Raw genomic sequence first — 20,673 nt, 5'->3', positions numbered from 1 at the left:
TGCCCGGCACGCCCACGGCCCCCCGTCACGGCGCCACGGTAAAGACCTGCCCCCCGGCCTGCACCGCCTGAATCCCCGCAGGCACCAGCGCGATGCCTTCAGCCAGGACCAGATCGATCAGCGCGGCTTCGCCCAGGTCGCCGCCCGCCAGCGCCACGACGGAACCGCCCCGCCGCCAGACCCCTTCGGCCTGGATCAGAACCGGCGCGCTGCGCAGGCCCTGGCCCCAGCGATCCAGCAGCACCACGGCCTCTTCCCCCGGTTGATGCGGCAAAAGATCCGCCAGGATCAGCAGGCAACCGGGGTTGCCTTGCGGCGTGCGGCGGCTGCAGGCGCTGACCCAGCCCTCCAGTTCGGGGGCGGCCACGGCCTCCAGCAGGCCTGCGGGCAGGGCGCGGTCGCGCGGAACCACCGCAAGCGCATCGATCAACGCCTCCATGACGGCTGCGGGGACAGGGTGCAGCGGCTCCAGCGCCGGGTCCCAGGGACCCGCGGCCTGATCCAGCGCCTGCAGCCGCCGCGCCAACGCCTCTTGCCCGGGCGCGCGGGCCTGCGCCTGCAGCCGCGCCAGCGCGGCCAGCCCCGGCTTGCCCCAGTCATGGGCAAACTGCCACAGCGGCAGATCGTCGGGCGTGCTGCGCCCCGCCTCAAGGCGCGCCAGCTGGGATCGCGTGGCGATCGCCTCGGGCGTGACCAGCGGTGTCAGCCACAGCGCGGCCCCCGCCAGCAGCACCAGCGCCATCGCCAGATTGCCGCGCCGCACCCAGCCCATCCAGCCCCGCCCGGCCAGCACCGCCAGCGCGTAAAGCACGGCATAGCCCAGCACCGCCACCACCGCCGCCGCCGCCGCAACGCGGCCCGGGGTCCAGCCCTGTTGCGCCACCTGCAGCGCAAGCGCCCAGCCCGACAGCCCGCCCAGCACCGGCAGCAACAGCGCCAGCGCCCGCGCCGACAGCGTCAGCACCGGCGCATGGGCTGCCTCGACATCATCCTGATCGACCGCGATGGCGATCAGCGAAATCGCCGCCGCCGCCACCGCCAGCAAGATCCCCGCGGGCGAAATCGGCCCGAACAGCGCCGTCAGCCCCCGCATCGGCAGCACCAGCACGAACACCGCCACCACCCCAAGCACCACCGGCAGCAACAGCCGCAACAGCCGCAACAGCAGCTGCGCCGAGATCAGATCGGACATCTCGGTCACGACCGACAGGCCCAGCCCCAGCACCGCCCCGCTCAGGACCCAGGCCACAGGCGCCTCGCCCAGCAAACGTTCCAGCAGGGTGATACCCACCAGGTTCAGCAGCGCCGCAAGCAGCCACAGCACCACCCAGACAAAGCCCAGAAACAGCGCCGCCGCCGCATAGCGCACCACGATGTTCCAGGAATTGACGAACAGCGCCGCATAATCGCGCCAGCCCTGCACGCCGTGCTGGCCCATCGCCATCAGAAAGGGCACCGGCAGCGCGGTCACGATCACGCCGGCCACCACCGGATGCCCCGCACCCAGAAACGCGCCCGCATCGGCAAAGCCGAGGGATTCCAGAACCATCAAAAGCGCCACCGGCACGGCCACCGCCGCCGCCGCCGCCAAGGCCAGCCGCGGGCGCATCTGGCCCACCATCGCCAGCGCCGTGCCAAAGAATGCCGCCGCCAGCACCGTCAGCCCCAGATGCACCCGGCCCTGGGCCAGATCGTCCGACAGGCCGGTCAGGACCCAGAACACCAGCCCCGCCAGCGCGCCCAGGGCGATGTGCTGCAACCGCCCGATGCCCATGCTGCCGTCCATGCGACCTCCGTCGAAAAGCGTTCACCCGAACGCTAGACCCGCGCGCCCGGAATTGCCAGTGGCCCGGAAATGCCAGTGCGGGGGGCCGGATGCGGCAGCGCCCGCTAGGCGCGACGCAGCGCGTCCAGCCAGGCCGGGATCGCGCCGATGTCGGGCAGGACCGCATCGGCCTCGGGCGCCAGATCCTCGGCGCTGGCGGGCCCGCTCAGCACCGCCAGCGCGCGCATGCCCGCCGCACGCCCCGCGCGCAGATCGTGGCGGCTGTCGCCCACCATCACGACGCTGGCCGGCGCAACGCCCACCGCTGCGGCAAAGGCCAGCAACTGCCCCGGCGCGGGCTTGGCGCCATGGCCGCTGTCATAGCCTGCGACGAAATCGAACAGATCCAGCACCCCGGCATGGGTCAGATGCGCGCGCGCCGGGGCCTCGGCATCATTGGTGGCAAGGCCGATGCGCAGGCCGCGGCCGCGCAGATCGCCCAGCAACGGGCGCAGCGGCACCGCCGGGGCCAGCGGGGCGCGGGCGGCGCGGGCGTTCATCTGCGCGATCAGCGCGGGGCGGTCCTGCCCGCGCAGATACGGCAGCAACAGGTCGGCCACCTCTTCGACCGTGCCCGCGATCACCGGCGAATGGGGCGCGAACCGGCCCGCCGCGCGGCGGCCATCGGGCCCGGGCGGGGCAAAACTGTAACCGATCGCACCGGCCAGGGTTTCGGCCAGCCCGGCATCGCCCGCGCTTAACGCCAACAGCTCATCGCGCGCCCAGACGCCCCAGCTGGCATGAAAATCGAACAGGGTGCCATCCTTGTCGAACAGGATCGCGGAAATCTGATGCCCCACAGCCTCCCCCATGGATCCGGTCACGTCCAATGCGCCATGTCGCCGCCGCCCAGCGCCGCACGCGCCTGCAGGGGGGCCTCGGGGGAAACCCCCGCCTCTTGCGCAAAGCCGATCACCCATTCGTCCTGCATCAACAGGAAATCAAGCACCGCGCACAGGAATTCGGGATCTTGCGCGCGGGCGCGCAATTCCGCAACCCCCGCCCCGGTCGCGCCCAGAAAGGCCTGGAACACCTCATCGCGCGCCGCGATCCAGCCCAGCGCCCTGATCGCCAGAACCTGGGCGGATTCCTGCCGCATTTCTGCCATGCCATGCCTCCGGTAAGGATTTGCGGAAAGGGTTTGTTAACCATTTGTCCCGAAAGATGACGACGCGGATACGGAACGTAAAGGGAGCGCGTGGCACCGTGGCAGGAAAAATCCTGATCGTGGACGATGTGGCCACAAATCGCATCGTGCTGAAAGTGAAACTTTCCAGCGCGCGATATGACATCCTGCAGGCCGATACCGGCGCCGAGGCGCTGCGCATCGCCAGCCAGGAACGACCCGATCTGATCCTGCTGAATGTGCAGCTGGCGGGAATGGACGGGCTGGAAACCTGCCGCCGGCTGAAACGCGCACCCGCCAGCGCGGCGATTCCGGTGATTCTGGTGTCCAGCGATGCGCTGCCCGCGATGCGGCTGGCGGCGTTGCGCGCAGGCGCGGATGACCTGTTTGTCAAGCCGCTGGATGAACTGGTGCTGCTGGCGCGCATGCGCAGCCTGCTGCGCGGCCGCGAAACCGATGCGGAACTGCAGCTGCACGAAAGCACCTGCCGCGCGCTTGGTTTTGCCGAGGCCAATCCCGCCTTCGACCGGCCTGCCCGGATCGCACTGGTCGCGCCCGGCCGCGACACCGGCATGGCCTGGCGCGCGGCGCTGGCGCGCCGGATGGCGCGCGACCGGCTGGTGTTACTGACCCGCGAAGAGGCGCTGGCCCTGCCGCAGGACCGTGACATGCCCGATGCCTATGTGCTGGCCGCCGACCTGACCGCACCGGGCGAAGGGCTGCGGCTGATGTCGGAACTGCGCTCGCGCAGCGGGTCGCGCCATTCCGTGATCTGCATCGCCCTGCCCGACAGCGCGCGCGACACCGCCGCGGTCGCCCTGGATCTGGGCGCAAGCGACCTGTTGCCGCTGGATCTGGGCACACCCGAACGCGCCGAAGAGGCGGCAATGCGGCTGCGCGCGCAACTGGCGCGCAAGCGCGTGGCCGATCGCAAGCGCGAAAGCGTGGCCGATGGGCTGCGCCTGGCGGTCACCGATCCGCTGACCGGGCTTTACAACCGCCGCTACGCGATGCCGCATCTGGCCCGCATGGCCGAGCGCGCGCGGCTGACCGGGCGCGGCTTTGCGGTGATGGCGCTGGATCTGGACAGGTTCAAAACGATCAATGACACCTATGGCCATGCCGCGGGCGATTGCGTTCTGGTTGAAATCGCCCACCGCCTTGGCGCCAATCTGCGCGACGTGGACCTGCTGGCCCGCATCGGCGGTGAGGAATTCCTGATCGCCCTGCCCGACACCACGCCCGGGGCCGCGCAGGTCGCGGCGGACCGGGTCCGGCGGCTGGTGCAGGATCGTCCCGCAAGCCTTGGCGCGGGCTGCGGGACCATTCCCGTGACGGTGTCGATCGGTCTGGCGATGGGCGGCCCCGGGGGCGAGCCGGTCGAGGATCTGGTCGCACGCGCCGATCTGGCGCTGCTGGGGGCAAAGGCGCAGGGGCGCAACCGCATCGCCATCTCGTGCCAGCCGGATGCCGCCTGACACAGGGCCCCCAATCCGCCCTGCTCAGTTCCGCCCTGCTCAGTTCCGCCCTGCTCAGTCGCGGCGATCTTTCAGCCGCCCGCGCAGACGCTCGGCGCCCTGTTCCAGCCGGTCGGCAAAGGCCTGCCGCTGCGCCGGGGTCATCGCGGTGATGCGCGCCATCAGCAACCGCCCGCCAAAGGCCGATCGTTCCACAAGCCGGTCGCGATGCGCGTCAAAAACCGCGCGCACGGCGGCCTCATCCCAGGGGTCGGCGCGCAGGGCTTCGACCAGACGGCGATGATCCTCGCGCGCGGACTGGCGCATCGCGCGCAGGCTTTGCCCCTCGGCCTGGGCCGCGCGGCGCAGCGCCTCGCGGTCGGCGGGATCAAGCGCCTGGGTGAACGCGCCGACGCTGACATCGCTGACCACGGGCGGGCGCATGGGGTGGCGGTCACGCGCGATCAGCCCCCCGGCCACCACCCCCGCCACCAGCAGGTTCAGCGTCACCGACAGGATAAAGACCGCCCGCACCCAGCCCCGCATCGGGGCCCGGACGGGGGCGGCCAAAGGCGCCTGTTGCTGATGTTGCGTGCCCATCTCAGCCCTCCTGATCCAGCATCATCGCCAGCACATCCGCATCGGGCAACAGCTCGACCGTGCCCAGCGCATCGGCGCCGCCCAGATAGCCCGCCGCGATGTCGCCCAGTTGCCCCATACCGGCAAAACCGATCCAGACGCCAGTCAAGGCCGCCGTTGCCATGCCGCCAATCCCGCGCCAGCCGCCCAGCATGGCCAGAAGCTGCGCGCGAACGCCACTGCCACTGCCGGGGCCGCGCGCCTGCACCGGCGCGACGACCCGCGCGGGCGGCTGCTGCGCCAGCCCCTCGGCCAGAACCCGCGCCATGAAGGCCGCCGAAGGTTCAGGCGGGCTTTGGCGGGCCGCGGCAAATGCGGCCTCCGGCAGATCCGTCTGCGGATCCGTCTGCGCGTGCATCCGGGGGCCGGCCCCTGCGATCTTGTCATCCATGCCCATACCCCAATTCCCCACGTTGCCCGGCCAGCATCGCCGCCAGGGCCCGTTTGCCGCGCGCCGTCAGGCTTTCGACGGCCTCGACGCCAATATCCATCGCTTCGGCAATCTCGGGATTGCTCAGCCCTTCCAGATGGCGCAGCACCACCGCCTGACGTTGCCGCGCCGGAAGCCGGTCCAGCGCGGCCTGCAGCGCCGCGGCCCGGTCCGCCGCGATCATCACATCCAGCACGGCGGGCCGGCCATCTTCCGGTTCGGGCGCCTCGTCCAGGCCCAGCCCGCGCCGCCGGCGCAGCCGGTCGGTGGCCAGATTGGTCACCACCCGGTAAAGCCAGGTGGACACCTTCGCCTCGCCCTGCCGCCAGTCCGGCGCGATCCGCCACAGCCGTACCATCGCCTCCTGGCTCAGATCCTCGGCCTCGGCGGCATCGCCCAGCATCCGATAGGCGGCGCGATAGGCCAGCGGCGCCAGCCGCAGCGTCAGGCTGCGCGCCGCCGCGGGGTCCCCATTGCCATAAAGGACCAGCAGCGCCTCATCCGAGGCATCGGTCAACGCGTCAAATGCCATATCCATGCATCCTGCGGCCTAGCGCGAAACCCCGTGAAAGGCAATTCGGCCCCGGGCGGGTCAGGCCCCGCCCGGGAAACGTTCCGGGGGCTTAGTTCCCCATAGGCCCGCGCGGACCCCAGCCATCGCCGCGTCCTTCACCGCGGCCATCACGCCAGCCATCACCCCGGCCCCAGCCACGGCCCGCATCGCAGCCCTCGCCGCCGCGCTTGCCCCAGCCGTGACCCCGACCCTCGCCACGGCCCTTGTCATTGCGGCCCTTGCCATCGCGGCCCTGCATCCGCTTTTGCGCATTGGCCAGTTCGGCTGCGCTGATCGCGCCATCGCCATCGGCATCCAGACGCTGGAACATCCGCGTGGGCATCGGGTTGGTCATCAGCTCGGCGGCCGAAAGCGCGCCATCGCCATCGCCGTCGCGCGCCTCGAAGCGCGCCTTGGCCCGGGCCTCGATGCGGGCCTGCGCCGCGCGCATTTCCTGCGCGACCAGTTCCTCAAGCGTGATCTTGCCATCGCCATCGGCATCCAGCGCCGCCGCCTCGGCCACACGGGCGGCGCGGATTTCCTCGGCCGTCACCTTGCCATCGCCATCCGCATCGAACCGCTGGAAGTCAAAGCCCATGCCGCGCATCGGGCCAGTCGCGGGCGCCGGGGCGCTGGCCCCTGCACCGGGGGCGGCGGGCTGGGCTGCATCCTGCGCCAGCACCGGCAGCGAAAGGCCGGCACCAACCCCCGCCAGAAGCACCACCGCGACCGAATTCCTGAAGCTGCGTTTCATTCTGTCGTCTCCTGTGTTCACCACGGCATCCGCGCCGTCATGCCAACCAAACGCGCAGGCCGCGCCCTTCCGTCGCCCGAACGGCGCCGTTCACCAAAGCGTGACATTGTGTGCTTTCCCTGCGCCGCCATTCCGTGGATAAAGGCCCAAGCGAAGGAGATCACGATGGCTGCCACCGATACCGATCTGGAAGACGACCGCCCGATGGGCCCCGCGGTGCTGCGCGGGCTGATGTGCCGCTGCCCGGCCTGTGGCAAGGGGCGGCTGCTGCAGGGCTATCTGCGCGTGCGCGACGAATGCCCCGCCTGCCATGAGGTGTTTTCCCATCACCGCGCCGATGACGGACCGGCCTATCTGACCATCCTGATCGTGGGACACCTGATGGCGCCGCTGCTGATGTGGGCCTTCGTGACCTTTCGCCCCGACCCGATGACGATGATCGCCATCTTCACCACCGGCTGCGTGGTGCTGTCGCTGACGCTGCTGCCCCTGTTCAAGGGCATGATCGTGGCGATCCAGTGGTCGCGGCGGATGCATGGCTTTGGCGCCGAACCGGCCGGGCTCGCCGATGTCTGACACCACCGCCCCCGGCACGCAGCCGGCCCCCGCCACGGCACCCGCCGCACAGGACAAGACCCGCATCCGCGATGCCGCGACCATCCTTCTGCTGCGCCGCGACATGCCCGGGGGGCCTTCGGTGCTGATGGGGATGCGCGGGGCGGGGGCGGCCTTCATGCCCTCGAAATACGTCTTTCCGGGCGGCGCGGTGGATGCCGATGACCGGCTGGTGCCGCTGGCGGCACCGCTGGATGCGGCCTGCACCGCGCGGCTGGATCAGTTCGCCCCGGCGGGTGGCGCGGCGATGCTGGCGGCGGCGGCGGTGCGTGAACTATGGGAAGAAACCGGCCTTGCGCTGGGGGCGCGCGGCACCTGGCCCGGCGCCATCCCCGATGACTGGGCGGGCTTCGCCGCCGAGGGGCTTTTGCCGGCGGCCGGGGCGCTGCGCTTTGTCTTTCGGGCAATCACGCCCCCCGGCCGGCCGCGCCGCTTTGACGCGCGCTTTTTCGTGGCCGATGCCGCACGGGTGATCGGCGACCCCGACGATTTCTCGCGCGCCTGCGATGAGCTGTCGCACCTGCACTGGGTCCCCCTGCATGAAGCGCGGCGCCTGAACCTGCCCTTCATCACCGAGGTCGCCCTGGCCGAGGTCGCCGCCCTTGTCGAGGCCGCGGGCCAGGGCCCGATCCCGCCCCCCGCCAGCGTGCCCTTCTTTGACAATTCCGGGCCGAAATCGATCTTTCGCAGGCTTCAGTAAAGCAGCGGCACCAGCGCCAGCGTCAGCGGAATGGTGATGAAGGCCGCAATCGTCTGCGCAGTGATCATCGCCGCCATCAGCCCCGCGTCCGCCCCCATCTGGCGCGCCAGCGAATAGGCCGCCACCGCGACCGGCAGGGCGGCATAGATCATGGCCACCTGCGCCACCAGGATCGGCGGGCCGATCAGCCAGATCGCCGCCAGCGTCACCGCCGGAAACACCACCAGCTTGCCGGTCGCAGCCAGTATCACCGGCCCGATCACCGGGCGTATCCCCTGCAGGCGCAGGTTTGCCCCGACGCACAGCAACATCACCGGCAGCGCGCCCTGCCCCAGCACCAGCGCGGTATCATGCAGCACCGGCACATGGTGCAGCCCCAGCGCGTTGAACCCCAGCCCCAGCAGGATCGACAGGATCAGCGGGTTGCGCACCAGTTCACGCAGCGTGCCCCCCAGCCGCGATCCCCCGCCCAGCCCCAGCATCCCCGCCAGCGCCGTGACCATCACCACATTGACCACCGGCACCAGCAGCGCCGACCCCAGCACCGCCGCCTGCAACCCGCCCGGGCCATACAGCGCCTCGGCGATCGCCAGGCCCACGAAGGTGTTGAACCGCCCCGCGCCCTGAATCACACCCGTGCCCTGTTCCGGCGCCAGCCGCGCCAGCCGCTGCGCCAGCCAGCCAAAGGCCACGGCGGCGAAAAAACCCGCGCAAAGGATACCCGCGAACCCGCCCACAGGCGCCGCGCCCAGATCCGCCGCCGAGATCTTGGCAAAGAACAGCGCCGGCATCAGCACCCAATAGACCAGCCGGTCATTCAGGTTCCAGAATTCGAACGACGGAATACCTCCCCGGCGCAGGCCATAGCCAAGCACGATCAGCACGAAGGTGGGCGCGATCGCCAGCCAGACCCCGATCATGGCACAGGTCCCGGCATCGCGCCGATCTGCGCCAGATCATAGCCGTTGAAGGCCAGAACCTCACGCGCCGCTGTCGCCAGATCGGGACGCGGCACCGGATCGCGCGACAGAACCTGCGCCCAGCGCCCCGAGGGCGTGCCCAGCACCGCCACCCGATAGCCCTCATCGACCCACAGCACAAAGACCGGCTCGCGGCCAAAGGCGGCATCGGCCATGATCCGCCCGCCCGGGCCGGTCACCACCGCGCCCCCCGTCAGCGGCGCGGGGACGCGGCCCGTGCAATCGGTGCCCGCCAGCCGATAGCGCCCCGGCCCCGCCATCGCCCAATCCTGCACCGCGCCCGCACAGCCCGGCACATGCGATTGCGCCACATGCCAGCGCCCCGCAAAGCGGTCGGGCGCGAACAGCGCGACCGATGCGATGCGCACAGCGTCATCCCGCCGCGCCGGGATGTCATCACCGGGCGCACAGGCCGCGGCGACCAGCGCCACGGCACACAGGGCAAGCGTCACTGCACGCATTCGGTTACCCGCAAGCCAGAACCGGTCATGACTTCGTGGCAGCCCAGAAGCGGCACGAAGGGCGCGCAGGTCATCGATCGCGCCAGACAGGCGCCCTCGCACTCCGTCCCGGTGCGGCAGGCCTGCCCGGCATCGCGCGGCGTGCGCAGACAGACCCACACACCTGCCCCTTCCCGCTGCCGAAAGGCCCCGCCGCCGGCTTCGCAGGCCATCCGGTCCAGCGCAATCCGCGCCTCGCCCACCGGGGGCAAGGGCGCCGGGGCGCCGGGGTCACCGGCAGGTTTGCAGGCGGCCAGCATCAGCATTCCGATCAGGCCAAGGCAGGCTGCCAGTCGCATCCGATCCCCCCGCCTAGAACGGCATGCCATGGGCACGATGCGCCCGCCCGATGGCACGCAGCACGTCCCCGGAAAGCACCAGATCGGCGGCATCAAGCGAACGGTCCAGCTGCGCGACCGAAGTGGCGCCGATGATCGGGATCACCGGGAAGGGCCGGGCCATCACGAAGGCCACCGCCATCGTCACCGGGTCCAGCCCCGCATCCGCGGCGATCTTCAGATAGCTCTCGACCGCGGCCTCGGCCGGGGGGGTGATCCGCCCGCCCAGATCGCGATTGATCGCCCCGCGCGACCCTTCGGGCCGGGCGCCGCCGCGATACTTGCCGCTGAGCAGCCCCGCCGCCAGCGGCGAATAGGCCAGCAGCGTCACATCCTCATTCACGCCCAGTTCGGCCAGATCGCCGTCATACAGACGGCACAGCAGGGAATATTCATTCTGGATCGCGGCGGCGCGCGGGCCATGCCCGGCCTCGGCCAGCGCCAGCCATTGCGCCATGCCCCAGGCGGATTCGTTCGACAGGCCGAAATGGCCGATCTTGCCCTCGGCCTGCAGCGCGGCCAGCGTTTCCAGACAGGCCGTCATGCCGGCCAGGGTCTGCGCCCGATCCTGCCCCGAGGCGTCAAAGCCCCAGATCTGGCGGAAATGATAGCTGCCCCGGTTCGGCCAGTGCAGCTGATACAGGTCAATATGGTCGGTGCGCAGGCGGCGCAGCGATGCCTCGACCGCGGCGCGGATCGCCCCGGGCGTGATCGGCGCGCCGTCGCGCACCGCCGCCGATCCCTTGCCGGTGATCTTGGTGGCGATCACCAGATCGTCCCGCCGCCCTGGTTTCGCCAGCCAGGATCCGATGATTTCTTCGGTGCGACCAACGGTTTCGGCCTTGACCGGATTGACAGGATACATCTCGGCCGTGTCGATGAAATTCACGCCCCGCCCGATCGCGCGGTCGATCTGGGCATGCCCCTCGGCCTCGGTATTCTGGCTGCCCCAGGTCATCGACCCAAGGCACAGCGCCGAAACGGAAAGGCCGGTGCGGCCCAGCGGCAACATCTTCATGCAAAACTCCGGAAGTCTACCTGCCGCGCGACCCTGCCACAGCGTGCCGACAAGGGGAAGGGCGCGAAAGAACCCCGGATCGGGTCCGGTCCTGCCGCGTGGGGATGAGGGGAATTTATGGTGGCGAGGGAGGGACTCGAACCCTCGACCTTGCGATTATGAGTCGCACGCTCTAACCAGCTGAGCTACCTAGCCACTGACGCGGGTCTCTAAGCGACCGGCCCGGGGGCGTCAAGGGGCGAAATCCGATTTCCGCCCCTGGCATGACCTTTCGCCCGATCCCCGTGGCGCGGGCGCGCGTCGCGCGTTAGGAAGGCACCGCAACCCGGAGCCGATGATGCAGCCCCCCCTTCCCCTGACCCGTGACCTTGTGCTGATCGGCGGCGGCCATGCGCATGCGCTGGTCCTGCGGATGTGGGGGATGCGACCCCTGCCCGGCGTGCGGCTGACGCTGATCAACCCGCTGCCCACGGCGGCCTATTCGGGGATGCTGCCGGGCCATGTCGCGGGCCATTACCCGCGCGCGGCGCTGCAGATCGACCTGGTGAAGCTGGCCCGCCATGCCGGCGCGCGGCTGATCCTGGGCCGGGCCGGGGGCATCGACCGCACCGCCCGGCTGATCCATGTGCCAGGGCGCGCGCCGATCGGCTATGACGTTGCGTCAATCGACATCGGCATCACCGCCGACATGCCCGCCCTGCCCGGCTTTGCCGGCAATGCCGTGCCCGCAAAGCCCCTGGATGCCTTTGCCGACCGCTGGGCGGCCTTTGCCGAAGCGCCCGGCCCCGGCCCGCGCGTCGCGGTGATCGGCGGCGGCGTGGCGGGGGTGGAACTGGCGCTGGCCGCCGCCCACCGGCTGGGCCCGGGGGCCGAGGTGACCGTGCTGGAGGCCGGGCCTGTCGCGCTGTCGGCGCTGGGGGCGGGCGCGCGACGGCGGATGCTGGCCCATTGCGCGCGGCTGGGGGTGCGGGTGCGCCCCGATGCGCCGGTGGTGGCGCTGCGCCCGGGCGTGGTGGTGCTGCGCGAAGGCGCCGAACTGGCGGCCGATTTCATCATCGGCACCGGCAGCACCCGGCCCGCGGGCTGGCTGGGCGCGACGGGGCTGGATCTGACCGATGGGTTCGTCACGGTCGATGAAACGCTGCGCAGCAGCGATCCGGCAATCTTTGCCGCGGGCGACATCGCCCATATGGCCCATGCCCCGCGCCCCAAGGCCGGGGTGTTCGCCGTGCGCCAGGCGCCGGTCCTGTGGCACAACCTGACCGCCGCCTTGTCGGGCGGAACCCTGCGCGCCTACCGGCCACAGCGCGATTACCTCAAGCTGGTGTCCACCGGCGACAGGCGGGCGGTGGCCGACAAATGGGGCCTGCCGCTGGATGGGGACTGGCTGTGGCGCTGGAAGGACCGGATCGACCGGCGCTTCATGGCGATGGTGCACGACCTGCCCGCGATGGCGCCGCCGCCCCTGCCCGCGCGCGTGGCGCTGGGCCTGCGCGGGGAACTGGCGGGCAACAAGCCGCTGTGCGGCGGGTGCGGGGCCAAGATGGGGCGCGCGGGGCTGGCCGCGGCGCTGGCCGCGCTGCCCGGGCCGCAGCGCGCCGATGTGCTGGCCGGGCCGGGCGATGATGCCGCCGTGCTGCGCCATGGCGCGGGGCGGCAGGTGATCACGACCGACCATGTCCGCGCCTTCATCGAGGATCCCTGGCTTCTGGCGCGCATCGTGGCGATCCATGCGATGGGCGATATCTGGGCAATGGGCGCCCGGCCGCAGGTGGCGCTGGCGCAGGTGACGCTGCCACGCATGTCGCAGGCCCTGCAGGAACGCAGCTTGCGCGAGATTCTGGATGGCGCGGGCGCGGTGTTTCGGGATGCCGGCGCCGATCTGGTGGGCGGCCACACCAGCATCGGCGCGGAACTGACGCTGGGCTTTACCCTGACCGGCCTTGCCCCGGACGACATCATCGGCCAGGCGGGGGCGCGGCCGGGCGATGCGCTGATCCTGACCAAGCCGGTCGGCACCGGCGTGATCCTGGCGGCCGAAATGATGCGCGCCGCCCCCGGCGCGGCGGTGGCGGGCGCGCTGGCCAGCATGGCCCGCCCGTCCGGCGCGGCGGCGGCGCTGCTGGCGCCGCACGCCCGGGCGATGACCGATGTCACGGGCTTTGGCCTGGCCGGGCATCTGATGGGGATCCTCGAAGCCTCGGGGTGTGCGGCGCAGCTGGACCTGGCCGCCATCCCCCTGCTGGCGGGGGCCGAGGCGCTGTCGGCACAGGGCCACGGATCGACCCTGCTGCCCGCCAATATCGCCGCGCTTGCGGGCCTGTGCGACAGCCCCGACACCCCGGCGGGCCGGTTGTTGCACGATCCGCAGACGGCGGGCGGGCTTTTGGCCGCGGTGCCTGCCGATCAGGCGGATGCGCTGGTGGCGGCCTTGCGCGCGGGCGGCGACCCGGCGGCGGTGATCGGGCAGCTGCGCGCGGGTGCGCCGTGGATCGGCATCAGCGGCTGACCAGCTGCCCGGCCGCTTCGGCCACGCGGCGGGCCAGAGCGGGCAACGCCGCGGGCGACAGATCATCAGCCGCGACCACAGCTTCGCGCCCGTCGCCATGACGCGCGCGGTGCTTTTCATAGCGCGGGTCGTAATGGCGGCGCATCAGGTCCAGCGCCAGCGGTTCCAGCGCGCGCCGATCGGCCAGCGCAAGCCAGTCGGCGATCACCTCGGCGGGGTGCAGCGGGCGCAGCCGGGCCAGCGTGTCACGCAACCGCGCGCCATCCCCCGCCACATCGGCATAGGCCCGCGCCAGATAGGCCGCGCGCGCCGCCGCCGGCACCGCCAGACGCACGCGCGGGGCCGCGCAGATCGCCTGCCACAACCCGCGCGGGACGCTGACCGCGCCGATGCGGGAACTTTCCGCCTCGACCAGAACCGGGCGCGTGGGGTCCAGCCGCGCCAGCGCCAGCGCCAGCCGCCCCTCAAAGGCCTTCTGGCCGGGCTGGCCGCCCGGCATCGCGCCGAACAGGCTGCCGCGATGGTTGGCCAAGCCTTCCAGATCGATCACCTGATGCCCCGCCGCGGCGCACAGCTGCAGCAGTTCCGTCTTGGCCGATCCGGTATTGCCATCCAGCACCACCACCGGCGCGCTGACCGGGGCTGCCACCGCATCCACCACCAGCCGCCGCCAGCTTTTATAGCCGCCCTCGACCAGTTCGGCCCGCCAGCCCACCTGCCGCAGGATCGTGGCAAACGACCCCGACCGCTGCCCGCCGCGCCAGCAATAGACCAACGGGCGCCAGCCCCCGGTCCGGTCGGCCAGCGGCCCCAGCAGATGGCGCGCGGCATTCTGCGCCACCAGCGCCGCGCCGATCTTGCGCGCGTCGAACGGCGACACCTGTTTATAGATCGTGCCCACGCGGGCGCGTTCCTCATTGTCCAGAACCGGCAGGTTGATCGCGCCGGGAATGTGATCCTCGGCATATTCGGCGGGCGAGCGCACGTCGATGATCTGATCAAAACCCGGCGCGCCCGCGTCCAGCACCGCCCCAAGAACAAGACCCATTCAGTAAACCGTTACCCTGGCGCCCAGATCGACCTGATCGTAAAGCGCGATCACATGGTCGTTGACCATGCGGATACAGCCGTTCGACACCGCATGCCCGATCGATTCCGGTTCCGTCGTGCCGTGGATGCGGATCGCGGTGTCACGCCCGTTCTGATAAAGATAAAGCGCCCGTGCCCCCAGCGGATTTTTCGGCCCGCCCGGCATGCCATCGGCATATTTCGCATAGCGCGCGGGATTGCGCGCGATCATCTGCGGCGTGGGCTTCCAGCGGGGCCATTCGACCTTGCGGCCCACCTCGGCCTCGCCGCGAAAAACCAGTTCGGCGGTGCCCACGGCCACGCCATAGCGCATCGCCTTGCGCCGTTCCACGATGTGATACAGAAAGAACATCCGCGACACGACGATGATCGAGCCGGGTTCAAAGTCCGACTTCACGCTGACCAGCACCGGGTAATATTGCGGCGCGATCGGCCATTGCGGCGCGGCGGCCGCGGCGGGGGATGCGCCCGCGGGCGGCACGGGCGGGCGCACGGCCGTGCTGACCGTCTGCGCCCGCACGATGGCGGGGGCGGACAGGATCGGCAAGCTGCCAAGCGCGGCGATCAGGGCACGGCGATTCATCATCCACTCCAGACGGTTATAAAGGCAGGCTAACAAAGCAGGCCTGCCTTCTCAACCGCCCTCAAGCGCCCTCAACCGCCCGCGCGCGGCATGGTTCCGAAATTACCGGAACGCGCAGCCCGACTTGATGCCGAATTTCGACAGGATCCGGGCGGCGGGGCAGAAGCCGGTGAAGGCCGACTGCAGCATGTTGGCGCCGACGAACACGGTCAGCCACACGAAATTGGGGTGCACGAAATAGGTCAGCAGGACGCTGATCAGGACCATCGTCCCGGCAAAGGCAAACATCACTCGGTCAAGCGTCATGGCGGATCTCCGGCCAGGGGTTTCAGTTGGGGCATATCTAGCATCGCGGCGAAACAAATTCAAGTTATCGAATGTTTATTCGCCCAGGTTGACCCCGCCCGGCCCCGGGTCCACTTTCCCCACGAAAGGGGGCGCCCATGATCGCCACAACAACCGCCACGACGAATTTCATCATCGAAGGGATGCATTGCGGCGCCTGCACGGGCCGGGTGGAACGCGCGCTGGCGGCTGAACCGGGCGTGAAAAGCGCGGCGGCCAACCTGATGGCACGATCCGCGCGGGTGGAATTCGACGCCCCCGCAACGCCCGCCAGCCTGGCCGCCGCGCTGGACCGGGCGGGCTACCCGCCGGCGCGCGCGCAAACCCGTCTGGGCGTCGCGGGAATGACCTGCGCCAGCTGCGCGGGCCGGGTCGAACGCGCGCTGACGGCCGTGCCGGGCGTGATCGCGGCCAGCGTCAACCTGGCCACCGAAACGGCCGGGGTGGACTATGCCCAGGGTGCCGTCGCCCCCAGCGAACTGGCCGGTGCGGTCACGGCGGCGGGCTATCCCGCCCGCGTCCTGACCGCCGGGGACGCCCCCGCCCCGATCACCGACCGCCAGACCGCCGAGGCCGCGCGTCTTGCGCGCGCGGCGCTGGTCGCGGGCGCGCTGACCCTGCCGGTTTTCGTGCTGGCGATGGGCGGGCACATGATCCCCGCCTTTCATCACTGGATCGCCGCCACCCTGGGGGACCGGCTGAACCACCTGATCCAGATGGTGCTGACCGCCGCCGTGATGGCCGGGCCGGGGCGGGTGTTCCTGCGGCTTGGCTTCCCCGCCCTGCTGCGCGGCGCGCCGGAAATGAATTCGCTGGTCGCGCTGGGGGCCTCGGCGGCGTTCCTGTATTCGGCGGTGGTGACGCTGGCGCCGGGGCTGCTGCCCGCAACCGCCCGCGAGGTTTACTTTGAGGCCGCCGCCGTCATCGTGACCCTGATCCTGCTGGGCCGCTGGCTTGAGGCGCGGGCACGCGGCCAGGCGGGGCAGGCGATTTCGCGCCTTGTGGGGCTGCGGCCCGCCACCGCACGGGTGGAACGCGAAAGCGGCGTGGTGGAATTGCCGGTCGAGGAACTGGCACCGGGCGACATCGTCCAGATCCTGCCCGGCGAACGCATCGCGGTGGATGGCATCGTCACCGAGGGCCACGGCTGGATCGACGAATCCATGCTGACGGGCGAGCCCGCCCCGGTCGAGAAATCCCCGGGCCAGCCCGTGACCGGCGGCACGGTGAACGGCGCCGCCGCGCTGTCGTTCCGCGTCACCGCGACGGGGGCCGATACGGTCCTGTCGCGCATCATCGCCCTGGTCGAAGAGGCGCAGGGCGGCAAGCTGCCGGTGCAGGCGCTGGTGGACAGGGTCACCCGCGTTTTCGTGCCGGTGGTGATCGCGCTGTCGGCGCTGACATTCGCGCTGTGGATGGCCTTCGCCCCCGCGCCCGCCTTTACCCATGCGCTGGTCGCGGCCATCTCGGTCATGATCATCGCCTGCCCCTGTGCGATGGGGCTGGCCACGCCGGTGTCAATCCTGGTCGGCACCGGGCGGGGGGCCGAACTGGGCCTGTTGTTCCGGCGCGGCGATGCGCTGCAACGGCTGTCGCAGGCCCGCATCGTCGCCTTCGACAAGACCGGCACCCTGACCGCCGGCCGCCCCGCCCTGACCGATCTGATCCCGGCCAAGGGCTTTGCCGCGGATGAGGCGCTGCGCCTGGCCGCCGGGGCCGAGGCGCGGTCGGAACACCCGCTGGCGCAGGCGATCCTGGCCGCCGCCGCCGGGCGCGGCCTGACGCCGGCGCGCGCGCGCAAGATCACCGCCCTGGCCGGGCGCGGCCTGTCGGCCGAGGCCGAGGGCCGGACGCTTTTGCTGGGCAATGCCCGCGCGATGCGCGAGGCAGGGGTGGATACCACGTCCCTGCAATCGCGTGCCGACGAACTGGCGTCCGACGGCAAAACCCCGGTCTGGCTGGCGCTGGATGGCCAACTTGCCGCGCTGATGGCGCTGGCCGATCCGGTCAAACCCGGCGCGCCACAGGCCGTTGCCGCCCTGCAGGCCGAAGGGGTCAGCGTGGTGATGATTTCAGGCGACACACGCGCCACAGCGGATGCGGTGGGCCGCCGCCTTGGCATCACCGAGATCGTGGCCGAGGTCCTGCCCGAAGGCAAGGTCGCCGCGCTGGAAAGCCTCAAGACCCGCGGCACCGTGGCCTTCGTGGGCGATGGCATCAACGACGCGCCCGCGCTGGCCGCCGCCGATGTCGGGCTGGCCATCGGCACCGGCACCGATGTCGCCATCGAGGCGGCCGAGGTCGTGCTGATGCAGGGCGATCCGCAGGGCGTGGCCCGTGCGCTGGCGCTGTCGCGCGCCACGATGCGCAACATCCGGCAAAACCTGTTCTGGGCCTTCGCCTACAACACCGCGCTGATCCCGGTGGCGATGGGCGCGCTGGTACCCTTTGGCGGGCCGGGCCTGTCGCCGATGCTGGCGGCGGGGGCGATGGCGTTTTCGTCGGTCTTCGTCGTCACCAACGCGCTGCGGCTGCGGCGCGCGGCCTAACCCGCCGCCGCCATCGCCGCGACCAGATCGGCCACGCCCAGTGCCACCGGATTGCCCGCCATCGAGCTGGACCGCAGCGCGGCTTCCGCCGCCAGGGGGCGCGCCTCGGGGGCCAGGCCCTGTGCGCTCAGCGGTGGCAGCCCCGCATCCGAGATCCAGCGCGCCAGCGCGTAAAAGGCCGTGCCGGGTGCGGCCCGCAAGGCGCGCGCCACCATCGCCCGCACCTCGGCGATGCGGTCGGCGGCAAGGCCGGTGGCCTTTGCGGCATTGGCCTGCAGTACCGGCGCCAGCAGCACCCCGCAGATCGCCCCATGCGCCGCCCCGGTCATGCCACCGATCGGCCCGGCCAGCCCATGCACCGCACCAAGCCCGCCATTGGCCAGCGCCAGCCCGCCACACAGGCTGACCCAGGCGATCTGATCCCGGGCCTCGGCATCCTCCTCATCCTCCATCAGGCGGATCAGCGCGCCAAGGCCCAGGCTGATCGCGGGCCGGGTCAGCGCATCGGTAAAGGGCGTGACCCGGGTGGACAGGAACGGCTCGATCACCTGCGCCAGCGCATCCAGCCCCGAGGCCAGCGTCACCGCACGCGGGCAATGATCGGTCAGCGCGGGATCGACAATCGCCAGCCGCGCCAGCATCCGGTCATCGCGCAGGCTGACCTTGCGGTCATGCGCGGGCAGGCCGATGACCGCATTTTTCGTCACCTCGGCCCCGGTGCCGGCGGTGGTCGGGATGGCGATGAAGGGCAAGGGATCGGCCCGCAACGGCAGGCCGCGGCCCACGATTTCCAGATGATCCATCGCGCCCCCGGGCGCGGGCACCAGCGCCGCCACCGCCTTGGCCAAGTCCATAGCCGCCCCGCCGCCAAAGCCCACCACAAAGCCCGCGCCACAGACCCGCGCGGCGGTTACCGCGGCCTCCAGCGTGACCAGATCGGGCTCGGACCGGCAGGCGAAGGTGTCAACCGCAATGCCCTGCGCGCGCAGCCCCGCCAGCAACCAGCCCGCCCGGCGCGCCTGGGCCCCATGCACCACAAACCCGCGCACCCCAAAGCCCGCGATCAGGTCCGCCGCCCGGGCCGCCTCGCCCCGGCCAAACAGGATGCGGCCCGGCGCCGCGATGGAAAATGGCGTCATACCATCATCGTGGCCTGCACGGCCCGCCCCCAGCGGGCATAACGTGCCGCCCGCGTTTGTTCATCCATCCCCGGTTCAAAGCGCCGCTCCAGCACCCAGCTGCGGCCGAAGTCCCCGACCCCCGGATAAACCCCGGCGTGCATCCCCGCAAGCCAGGCCGCGCCAAGCGCGGTGGTTTCCGTCACGCGCGGCCGGTCCACCGGCGCGCCGATGATGTCGGACAGGAACTGCATCGCCCAGTCCGACCGCGCCATGCCGCCATCGACGCGCAGCACCCCCCGCCCCGCCCCGCCCCAATCGGCGCGCATCGCCTCCAGCAGGTCGCGGGTCTGGAAGCCCACGCTTTCCAGCGCCGCCCGCGCCAGCTCGGCCGGGCCGGAATTGCGCGTCAGCCCATAGATCGCGCCGCGGCAATCGGGCCGCCAGTAGGGCGCGCCAAGCCCGGTGAAGGCGGGCACCAGAACCACCGCCTGCGCGGGATCGGCGGCCTCGGCCAGGGCCTGGGTTTCGCCCGCCGTGCGGATGATCCGCAGCCCGTCGCGCAGCCATTGCACCACCGCCCCCGCGATGAAGATCGACCCTTCCAGCGCATAGGTGGGTGTGCCGTCCAGCTGATAGGCGATGGTTGTCAGCAGGCGATTGCGCGAGGCGACCCTTTGCGCCCCCGTGTTCAGCAGCGCGAAACAGCCCGTGCCATAGGTCGATTTCATCATCCCCGGCACAAGACAGGCCTGCCCCAGCGTGGCCGCCTGCTGATCGCCCGCCACACCCCGGATCGGGATTTCGCGTCCGAACAGATCGGCCCGCGTGACCCCGAAATCGGCGGCGCAATCGCGTACCTCGGGCAGGATCGCCATCGGAATGTCCAGAAGCCCGCAGATCCCGGCATCCCAGCACCCGGCCCCGATGTCATACAACATCGTGCGCGCGGCATTGGTGGCATCGGTCGCATGTACCCGCCCGCCGGTCAGCTTCCAGATCAGGAAACTGTCCACCGTGCCAAAGGCCAGCGCCCCCGCCGCCGCCCGCGCCCGCGCGCCGGGAATGTGGTCCAGCAGCCATTTCAGCTTGGTCCCCGAAAAATAGGGGTCGCACAAAAGCCCGGTGCGCGCGGTGATCATGGCCTCGTGTCCCGCATCGCGCAGCGCCGCGCAGATGGCGGCGGTGCGCCGGTCCTGCCAGACGATGGCATTATGCAGGGGCTGGCCGGTGGCACGGTCCCACAGGATCGTGGTTTCGCGCTGGTTGGTGATGCCGATCGCGGCAATGTCACGCACCTGCACATCCGCCCGCTCAATCACCGCCCGCGCCGTGCCCGCCACGCTGGACCACAGATCCGCCGGGTCATGTTCCACCCAGCCTGGCTGCGGATAGATCTGGCGAAATTCCTCTTGCGCCACGGCCACGACGCCCAGATCCGCATCGAACAGGATGGCGCGCGACGATGTGGTGCCCTGATCGATGGCCAGGATATGGGACATGCCGGTTTCCTTTCATGGTCTTCTTCTTGGAAAAAATACTCCC

The 20,673-nt window shown here is 70.9% G+C and carries 21 protein-coding genes and 1 tRNA gene; 5 read left to right on the top strand and 17 right to left on the bottom strand.

Annotated elements, in window-relative coordinates; all coding sequences use genetic code 11:
* Window positions 1-25: 25 nt before the first annotated feature.
* From ACK8OU_RS01040 to ACK8OU_RS01030, 3 genes are all read right to left on the bottom strand, one after another.
* The gene (locus ACK8OU_RS01040) at window positions 26-1,786 is read right to left on the bottom strand and encodes a DUF4153 domain-containing protein (RefSeq protein WP_410301485.1); all 1,761 of its coding nucleotides are present in this window, start codon (window positions 1,784-1,786) and stop codon (window positions 26-28) included.
* Between the two features lie 104 nt (window positions 1,787-1,890).
* Entirely contained in the window at window positions 1,891-2,637 is a 747-nt protein-coding gene (locus tag ACK8OU_RS01035; protein WP_410301484.1) for an HAD family hydrolase, read from the bottom strand.
* An 8-nt stretch (window positions 2,638-2,645) separates the two neighbouring features.
* Window positions 2,646-2,933, bottom strand: a complete 288-nt coding sequence (locus ACK8OU_RS01030) for a DUF3572 domain-containing protein (protein ID WP_410301483.1) — start codon at window positions 2,931-2,933, stop codon at window positions 2,646-2,648.
* Window positions 2,934-2,989: 56 nt separating this feature from the next.
* On the opposite strand from ACK8OU_RS01030, the gene ACK8OU_RS01025 reads away from it, so the two are divergent.
* The gene (locus ACK8OU_RS01025; RefSeq protein WP_410301482.1) at window positions 2,990-4,429 is read left to right on the top strand and encodes a diguanylate cyclase domain-containing protein; all 1,440 of its coding nucleotides are present in this window, start codon (window positions 2,990-2,992) and stop codon (window positions 4,427-4,429) included.
* 54 nt (window positions 4,430-4,483) lie between these two features.
* On the opposite strand, the gene ACK8OU_RS01020 is transcribed toward ACK8OU_RS01025, so the two are convergent.
* The 4 genes from ACK8OU_RS01020 to ACK8OU_RS01005 form a co-directional block, all read right to left on the bottom strand.
* A complete protein-coding gene (locus ACK8OU_RS01020; protein WP_410301481.1) occupies window positions 4,484-5,008 on the bottom strand; it encodes a periplasmic heavy metal sensor in 525 nt (174 codons plus the stop codon).
* A 1-nt stretch (window position 5,009) separates the two neighbouring features.
* The gene (locus ACK8OU_RS01015) at window positions 5,010-5,438 is read right to left on the bottom strand and encodes a dihydroorotate dehydrogenase (protein WP_410301480.1); all 429 of its coding nucleotides are present in this window, start codon (window positions 5,436-5,438) and stop codon (window positions 5,010-5,012) included.
* Window positions 5,431-6,015: an RNA polymerase sigma factor gene (locus tag ACK8OU_RS01010; protein ID WP_410301479.1), complete on the bottom strand. Its 585-nt coding sequence runs from the start codon at window positions 6,013-6,015 to the stop codon at window positions 5,431-5,433. Before ACK8OU_RS01010 ends, ACK8OU_RS01015 begins: the two co-directional genes overlap by 8 nt.
* A gap of 85 nt (window positions 6,016-6,100) precedes the next feature.
* Entirely contained in the window at window positions 6,101-6,784 is a 684-nt protein-coding gene (locus ACK8OU_RS01005; RefSeq protein ID WP_410301478.1) for an EF-hand domain-containing protein, read from the bottom strand.
* A gap of 165 nt (window positions 6,785-6,949) precedes the next feature.
* Here ACK8OU_RS01005 and ACK8OU_RS01000 point away from each other — a divergent pair, with 165 nt between their 5' ends.
* Window positions 6,950-7,360: a DUF983 domain-containing protein gene (locus ACK8OU_RS01000; RefSeq protein ID WP_410301477.1), complete on the top strand. Its 411-nt coding sequence runs from the start codon at window positions 6,950-6,952 to the stop codon at window positions 7,358-7,360.
* Window positions 7,353-8,099 carry an NUDIX hydrolase gene (locus tag ACK8OU_RS00995; RefSeq protein ID WP_410301476.1) on the top strand — a complete coding sequence of 249 codons (747 nt, stop codon included), beginning with the start codon at window positions 7,353-7,355 and terminating at the stop codon, window positions 8,097-8,099. Before ACK8OU_RS01000 ends, ACK8OU_RS00995 begins: the two co-directional genes overlap by 8 nt.
* Here ACK8OU_RS00995 and ACK8OU_RS00990 read toward each other — a convergent pair.
* The 5 genes from ACK8OU_RS00990 to ACK8OU_RS00970 all read right to left on the bottom strand — a co-directional run bounded on the left by ACK8OU_RS00990 (window position 8,093) and on the right by ACK8OU_RS00970 (window position 11,130).
* The gene (locus ACK8OU_RS00990) at window positions 8,093-9,019 is read right to left on the bottom strand and encodes an AEC family transporter (RefSeq protein WP_410301475.1); all 927 of its coding nucleotides are present in this window, start codon (window positions 9,017-9,019) and stop codon (window positions 8,093-8,095) included. The genes ACK8OU_RS00995 and ACK8OU_RS00990 overlap by 7 nt on opposite strands.
* Window positions 9,016-9,540, bottom strand: coding sequence for a lipocalin (locus ACK8OU_RS00985; protein WP_410301474.1), 525 nt, complete (start codon window positions 9,538-9,540; stop codon window positions 9,016-9,018). The genes ACK8OU_RS00990 and ACK8OU_RS00985 overlap by 4 nt, the downstream gene beginning before the upstream one ends.
* The gene (locus ACK8OU_RS00980) at window positions 9,528-9,878 is read right to left on the bottom strand and encodes a hypothetical protein (RefSeq protein ID WP_410301473.1); all 351 of its coding nucleotides are present in this window, start codon (window positions 9,876-9,878) and stop codon (window positions 9,528-9,530) included. The genes ACK8OU_RS00985 and ACK8OU_RS00980 overlap by 13 nt, the downstream gene beginning before the upstream one ends.
* A 13-nt stretch (window positions 9,879-9,891) precedes the next feature.
* The gene (locus tag ACK8OU_RS00975) at window positions 9,892-10,935 is read right to left on the bottom strand and encodes an aldo/keto reductase (RefSeq protein WP_410301472.1); all 1,044 of its coding nucleotides are present in this window, start codon (window positions 10,933-10,935) and stop codon (window positions 9,892-9,894) included.
* Between the two features lie 118 nt (window positions 10,936-11,053).
* Window positions 11,054-11,130: transfer RNA gene (locus ACK8OU_RS00970), tRNA-Met, on the bottom strand.
* Window positions 11,131-11,272: 142 nt separating this feature from the next.
* Here ACK8OU_RS00970 and selD point away from each other — a divergent pair.
* A complete protein-coding gene (selD, locus tag ACK8OU_RS00965) occupies window positions 11,273-13,444 on the top strand; it encodes a selenide, water dikinase SelD (protein ID WP_410301471.1) in 2,172 nt (723 codons plus the stop codon).
* On the opposite strand, the gene mnmH is transcribed toward selD, so the two are convergent.
* The 3 genes from mnmH to ACK8OU_RS00950 all read right to left on the bottom strand — a co-directional run bounded on the left by mnmH (window position 13,434) and on the right by ACK8OU_RS00950 (window position 15,422).
* Complete coding sequence (gene mnmH / locus ACK8OU_RS00960) at window positions 13,434-14,492, bottom strand: tRNA 2-selenouridine(34) synthase MnmH (RefSeq protein WP_410301470.1); 1,059 nt, start codon at window positions 14,490-14,492, stop codon at window positions 13,434-13,436. The two genes, selD and mnmH, sit on opposite strands and share 11 nt — an antisense overlap.
* Window positions 14,493-15,116: a L,D-transpeptidase gene (locus ACK8OU_RS00955; protein WP_410301469.1), complete on the bottom strand. Its 624-nt coding sequence runs from the start codon at window positions 15,114-15,116 to the stop codon at window positions 14,493-14,495. It abuts the gene before it with no gap.
* A gap of 102 nt (window positions 15,117-15,218) precedes the next feature.
* Complete coding sequence (locus ACK8OU_RS00950; RefSeq protein ID WP_410301468.1) at window positions 15,219-15,422, bottom strand: YgaP family membrane protein; 204 nt, start codon at window positions 15,420-15,422, stop codon at window positions 15,219-15,221.
* 137 nt (window positions 15,423-15,559) lie between these two features.
* On the opposite strand from ACK8OU_RS00950, the gene ACK8OU_RS00945 reads away from it, so the two are divergent.
* The gene (locus ACK8OU_RS00945; RefSeq protein WP_410301467.1) at window positions 15,560-18,010 is read left to right on the top strand and encodes a heavy metal translocating P-type ATPase; all 2,451 of its coding nucleotides are present in this window, start codon (window positions 15,560-15,562) and stop codon (window positions 18,008-18,010) included.
* Here the strand turns inward: ACK8OU_RS00945 and ACK8OU_RS00940 are convergent.
* Both ACK8OU_RS00940 and glpK read right to left on the bottom strand, forming a co-directional pair.
* Window positions 18,007-19,149 (bottom strand): iron-containing alcohol dehydrogenase, encoded by a 1,143-nt coding sequence (locus tag ACK8OU_RS00940; protein WP_410301466.1) that lies wholly within the window; start codon window positions 19,147-19,149, stop codon window positions 18,007-18,009. The two genes, ACK8OU_RS00945 and ACK8OU_RS00940, sit on opposite strands and share 4 nt — an antisense overlap.
* Window positions 19,146-20,630, bottom strand: coding sequence for a glycerol kinase GlpK (gene glpK / locus ACK8OU_RS00935; RefSeq protein WP_410301465.1), 1,485 nt, complete (start codon window positions 20,628-20,630; stop codon window positions 19,146-19,148). The genes ACK8OU_RS00940 and glpK overlap by 4 nt, the downstream gene beginning before the upstream one ends.
* Window positions 20,631-20,673 lie beyond the last annotated feature (43 nt).

The sequence above is a fragment of the Pontitalea aquivivens genome (genome assembly GCF_046507575.1).
Taxonomy (GTDB): domain Bacteria; phylum Pseudomonadota; class Alphaproteobacteria; order Rhodobacterales; family Rhodobacteraceae; genus Pontitalea; species Pontitalea aquivivens.
This window is presented reverse-complemented; position numbering and strand designations above follow the sequence as displayed.

Coding starts and splice junctions, on each gene's coding strand:
- ACK8OU_RS01030 (WP_410301483.1), bottom strand. CDS start 2,933: ATGGCAGAAATGCGGCAGGAATCCGCCCAGGTTCTGGCGATCAGGGCG.
- ACK8OU_RS01010 (WP_410301479.1), bottom strand. CDS start 6,015: ATGGATATGGCATTTGACGCGTTGACCGATGCCTCGGATGAGGCGCTG.
- ACK8OU_RS01000 (WP_410301477.1), top strand. CDS start 6,950: ATGGCTGCCACCGATACCGATCTGGAAGACGACCGCCCGATGGGCCCC.
- ACK8OU_RS01040 (WP_410301485.1), bottom strand. CDS start 1,786: ATGGACGGCAGCATGGGCATCGGGCGGTTGCAGCACATCGCCCTGGGC.
- selD (WP_410301471.1), top strand. CDS start 11,273: ATGCAGCCCCCCCTTCCCCTGACCCGTGACCTTGTGCTGATCGGCGGC.
- ACK8OU_RS00950 (WP_410301468.1), bottom strand. CDS start 15,422: ATGACGCTTGACCGAGTGATGTTTGCCTTTGCCGGGACGATGGTCCTG.
- ACK8OU_RS01035 (WP_410301484.1), bottom strand. CDS start 2,637: ATGGGGGAGGCTGTGGGGCATCAGATTTCCGCGATCCTGTTCGACAAG.
- ACK8OU_RS01015 (WP_410301480.1), bottom strand. CDS start 5,438: ATGGATGACAAGATCGCAGGGGCCGGCCCCCGGATGCACGCGCAGACG.
- mnmH (WP_410301470.1), bottom strand. CDS start 14,492: ATGGGTCTTGTTCTTGGGGCGGTGCTGGACGCGGGCGCGCCGGGTTTT.
- ACK8OU_RS00975 (WP_410301472.1), bottom strand. CDS start 10,935: ATGAAGATGTTGCCGCTGGGCCGCACCGGCCTTTCCGTTTCGGCGCTG.
- ACK8OU_RS01020 (WP_410301481.1), bottom strand. CDS start 5,008: ATGGGCACGCAACATCAGCAACAGGCGCCTTTGGCCGCCCCCGTCCGG.
- ACK8OU_RS00980 (WP_410301473.1), bottom strand. CDS start 9,878: ATGCGACTGGCAGCCTGCCTTGGCCTGATCGGAATGCTGATGCTGGCC.
- ACK8OU_RS01025 (WP_410301482.1), top strand. CDS start 2,990: ATGACGACGCGGATACGGAACGTAAAGGGAGCGCGTGGCACCGTGGCA.
- ACK8OU_RS00945 (WP_410301467.1), top strand. CDS start 15,560: ATGATCGCCACAACAACCGCCACGACGAATTTCATCATCGAAGGGATG.
- ACK8OU_RS00995 (WP_410301476.1), top strand. CDS start 7,353: ATGTCTGACACCACCGCCCCCGGCACGCAGCCGGCCCCCGCCACGGCA.
- ACK8OU_RS01005 (WP_410301478.1), bottom strand. CDS start 6,784: ATGAAACGCAGCTTCAGGAATTCGGTCGCGGTGGTGCTTCTGGCGGGG.
- ACK8OU_RS00985 (WP_410301474.1), bottom strand. CDS start 9,540: ATGCGTGCAGTGACGCTTGCCCTGTGTGCCGTGGCGCTGGTCGCCGCG.
- glpK (WP_410301465.1), bottom strand. CDS start 20,630: ATGTCCCATATCCTGGCCATCGATCAGGGCACCACATCGTCGCGCGCC.
- ACK8OU_RS00955 (WP_410301469.1), bottom strand. CDS start 15,116: ATGAATCGCCGTGCCCTGATCGCCGCGCTTGGCAGCTTGCCGATCCTG.
- ACK8OU_RS00940 (WP_410301466.1), bottom strand. CDS start 19,149: ATGACGCCATTTTCCATCGCGGCGCCGGGCCGCATCCTGTTTGGCCGG.
- ACK8OU_RS00990 (WP_410301475.1), bottom strand. CDS start 9,019: ATGATCGGGGTCTGGCTGGCGATCGCGCCCACCTTCGTGCTGATCGTG.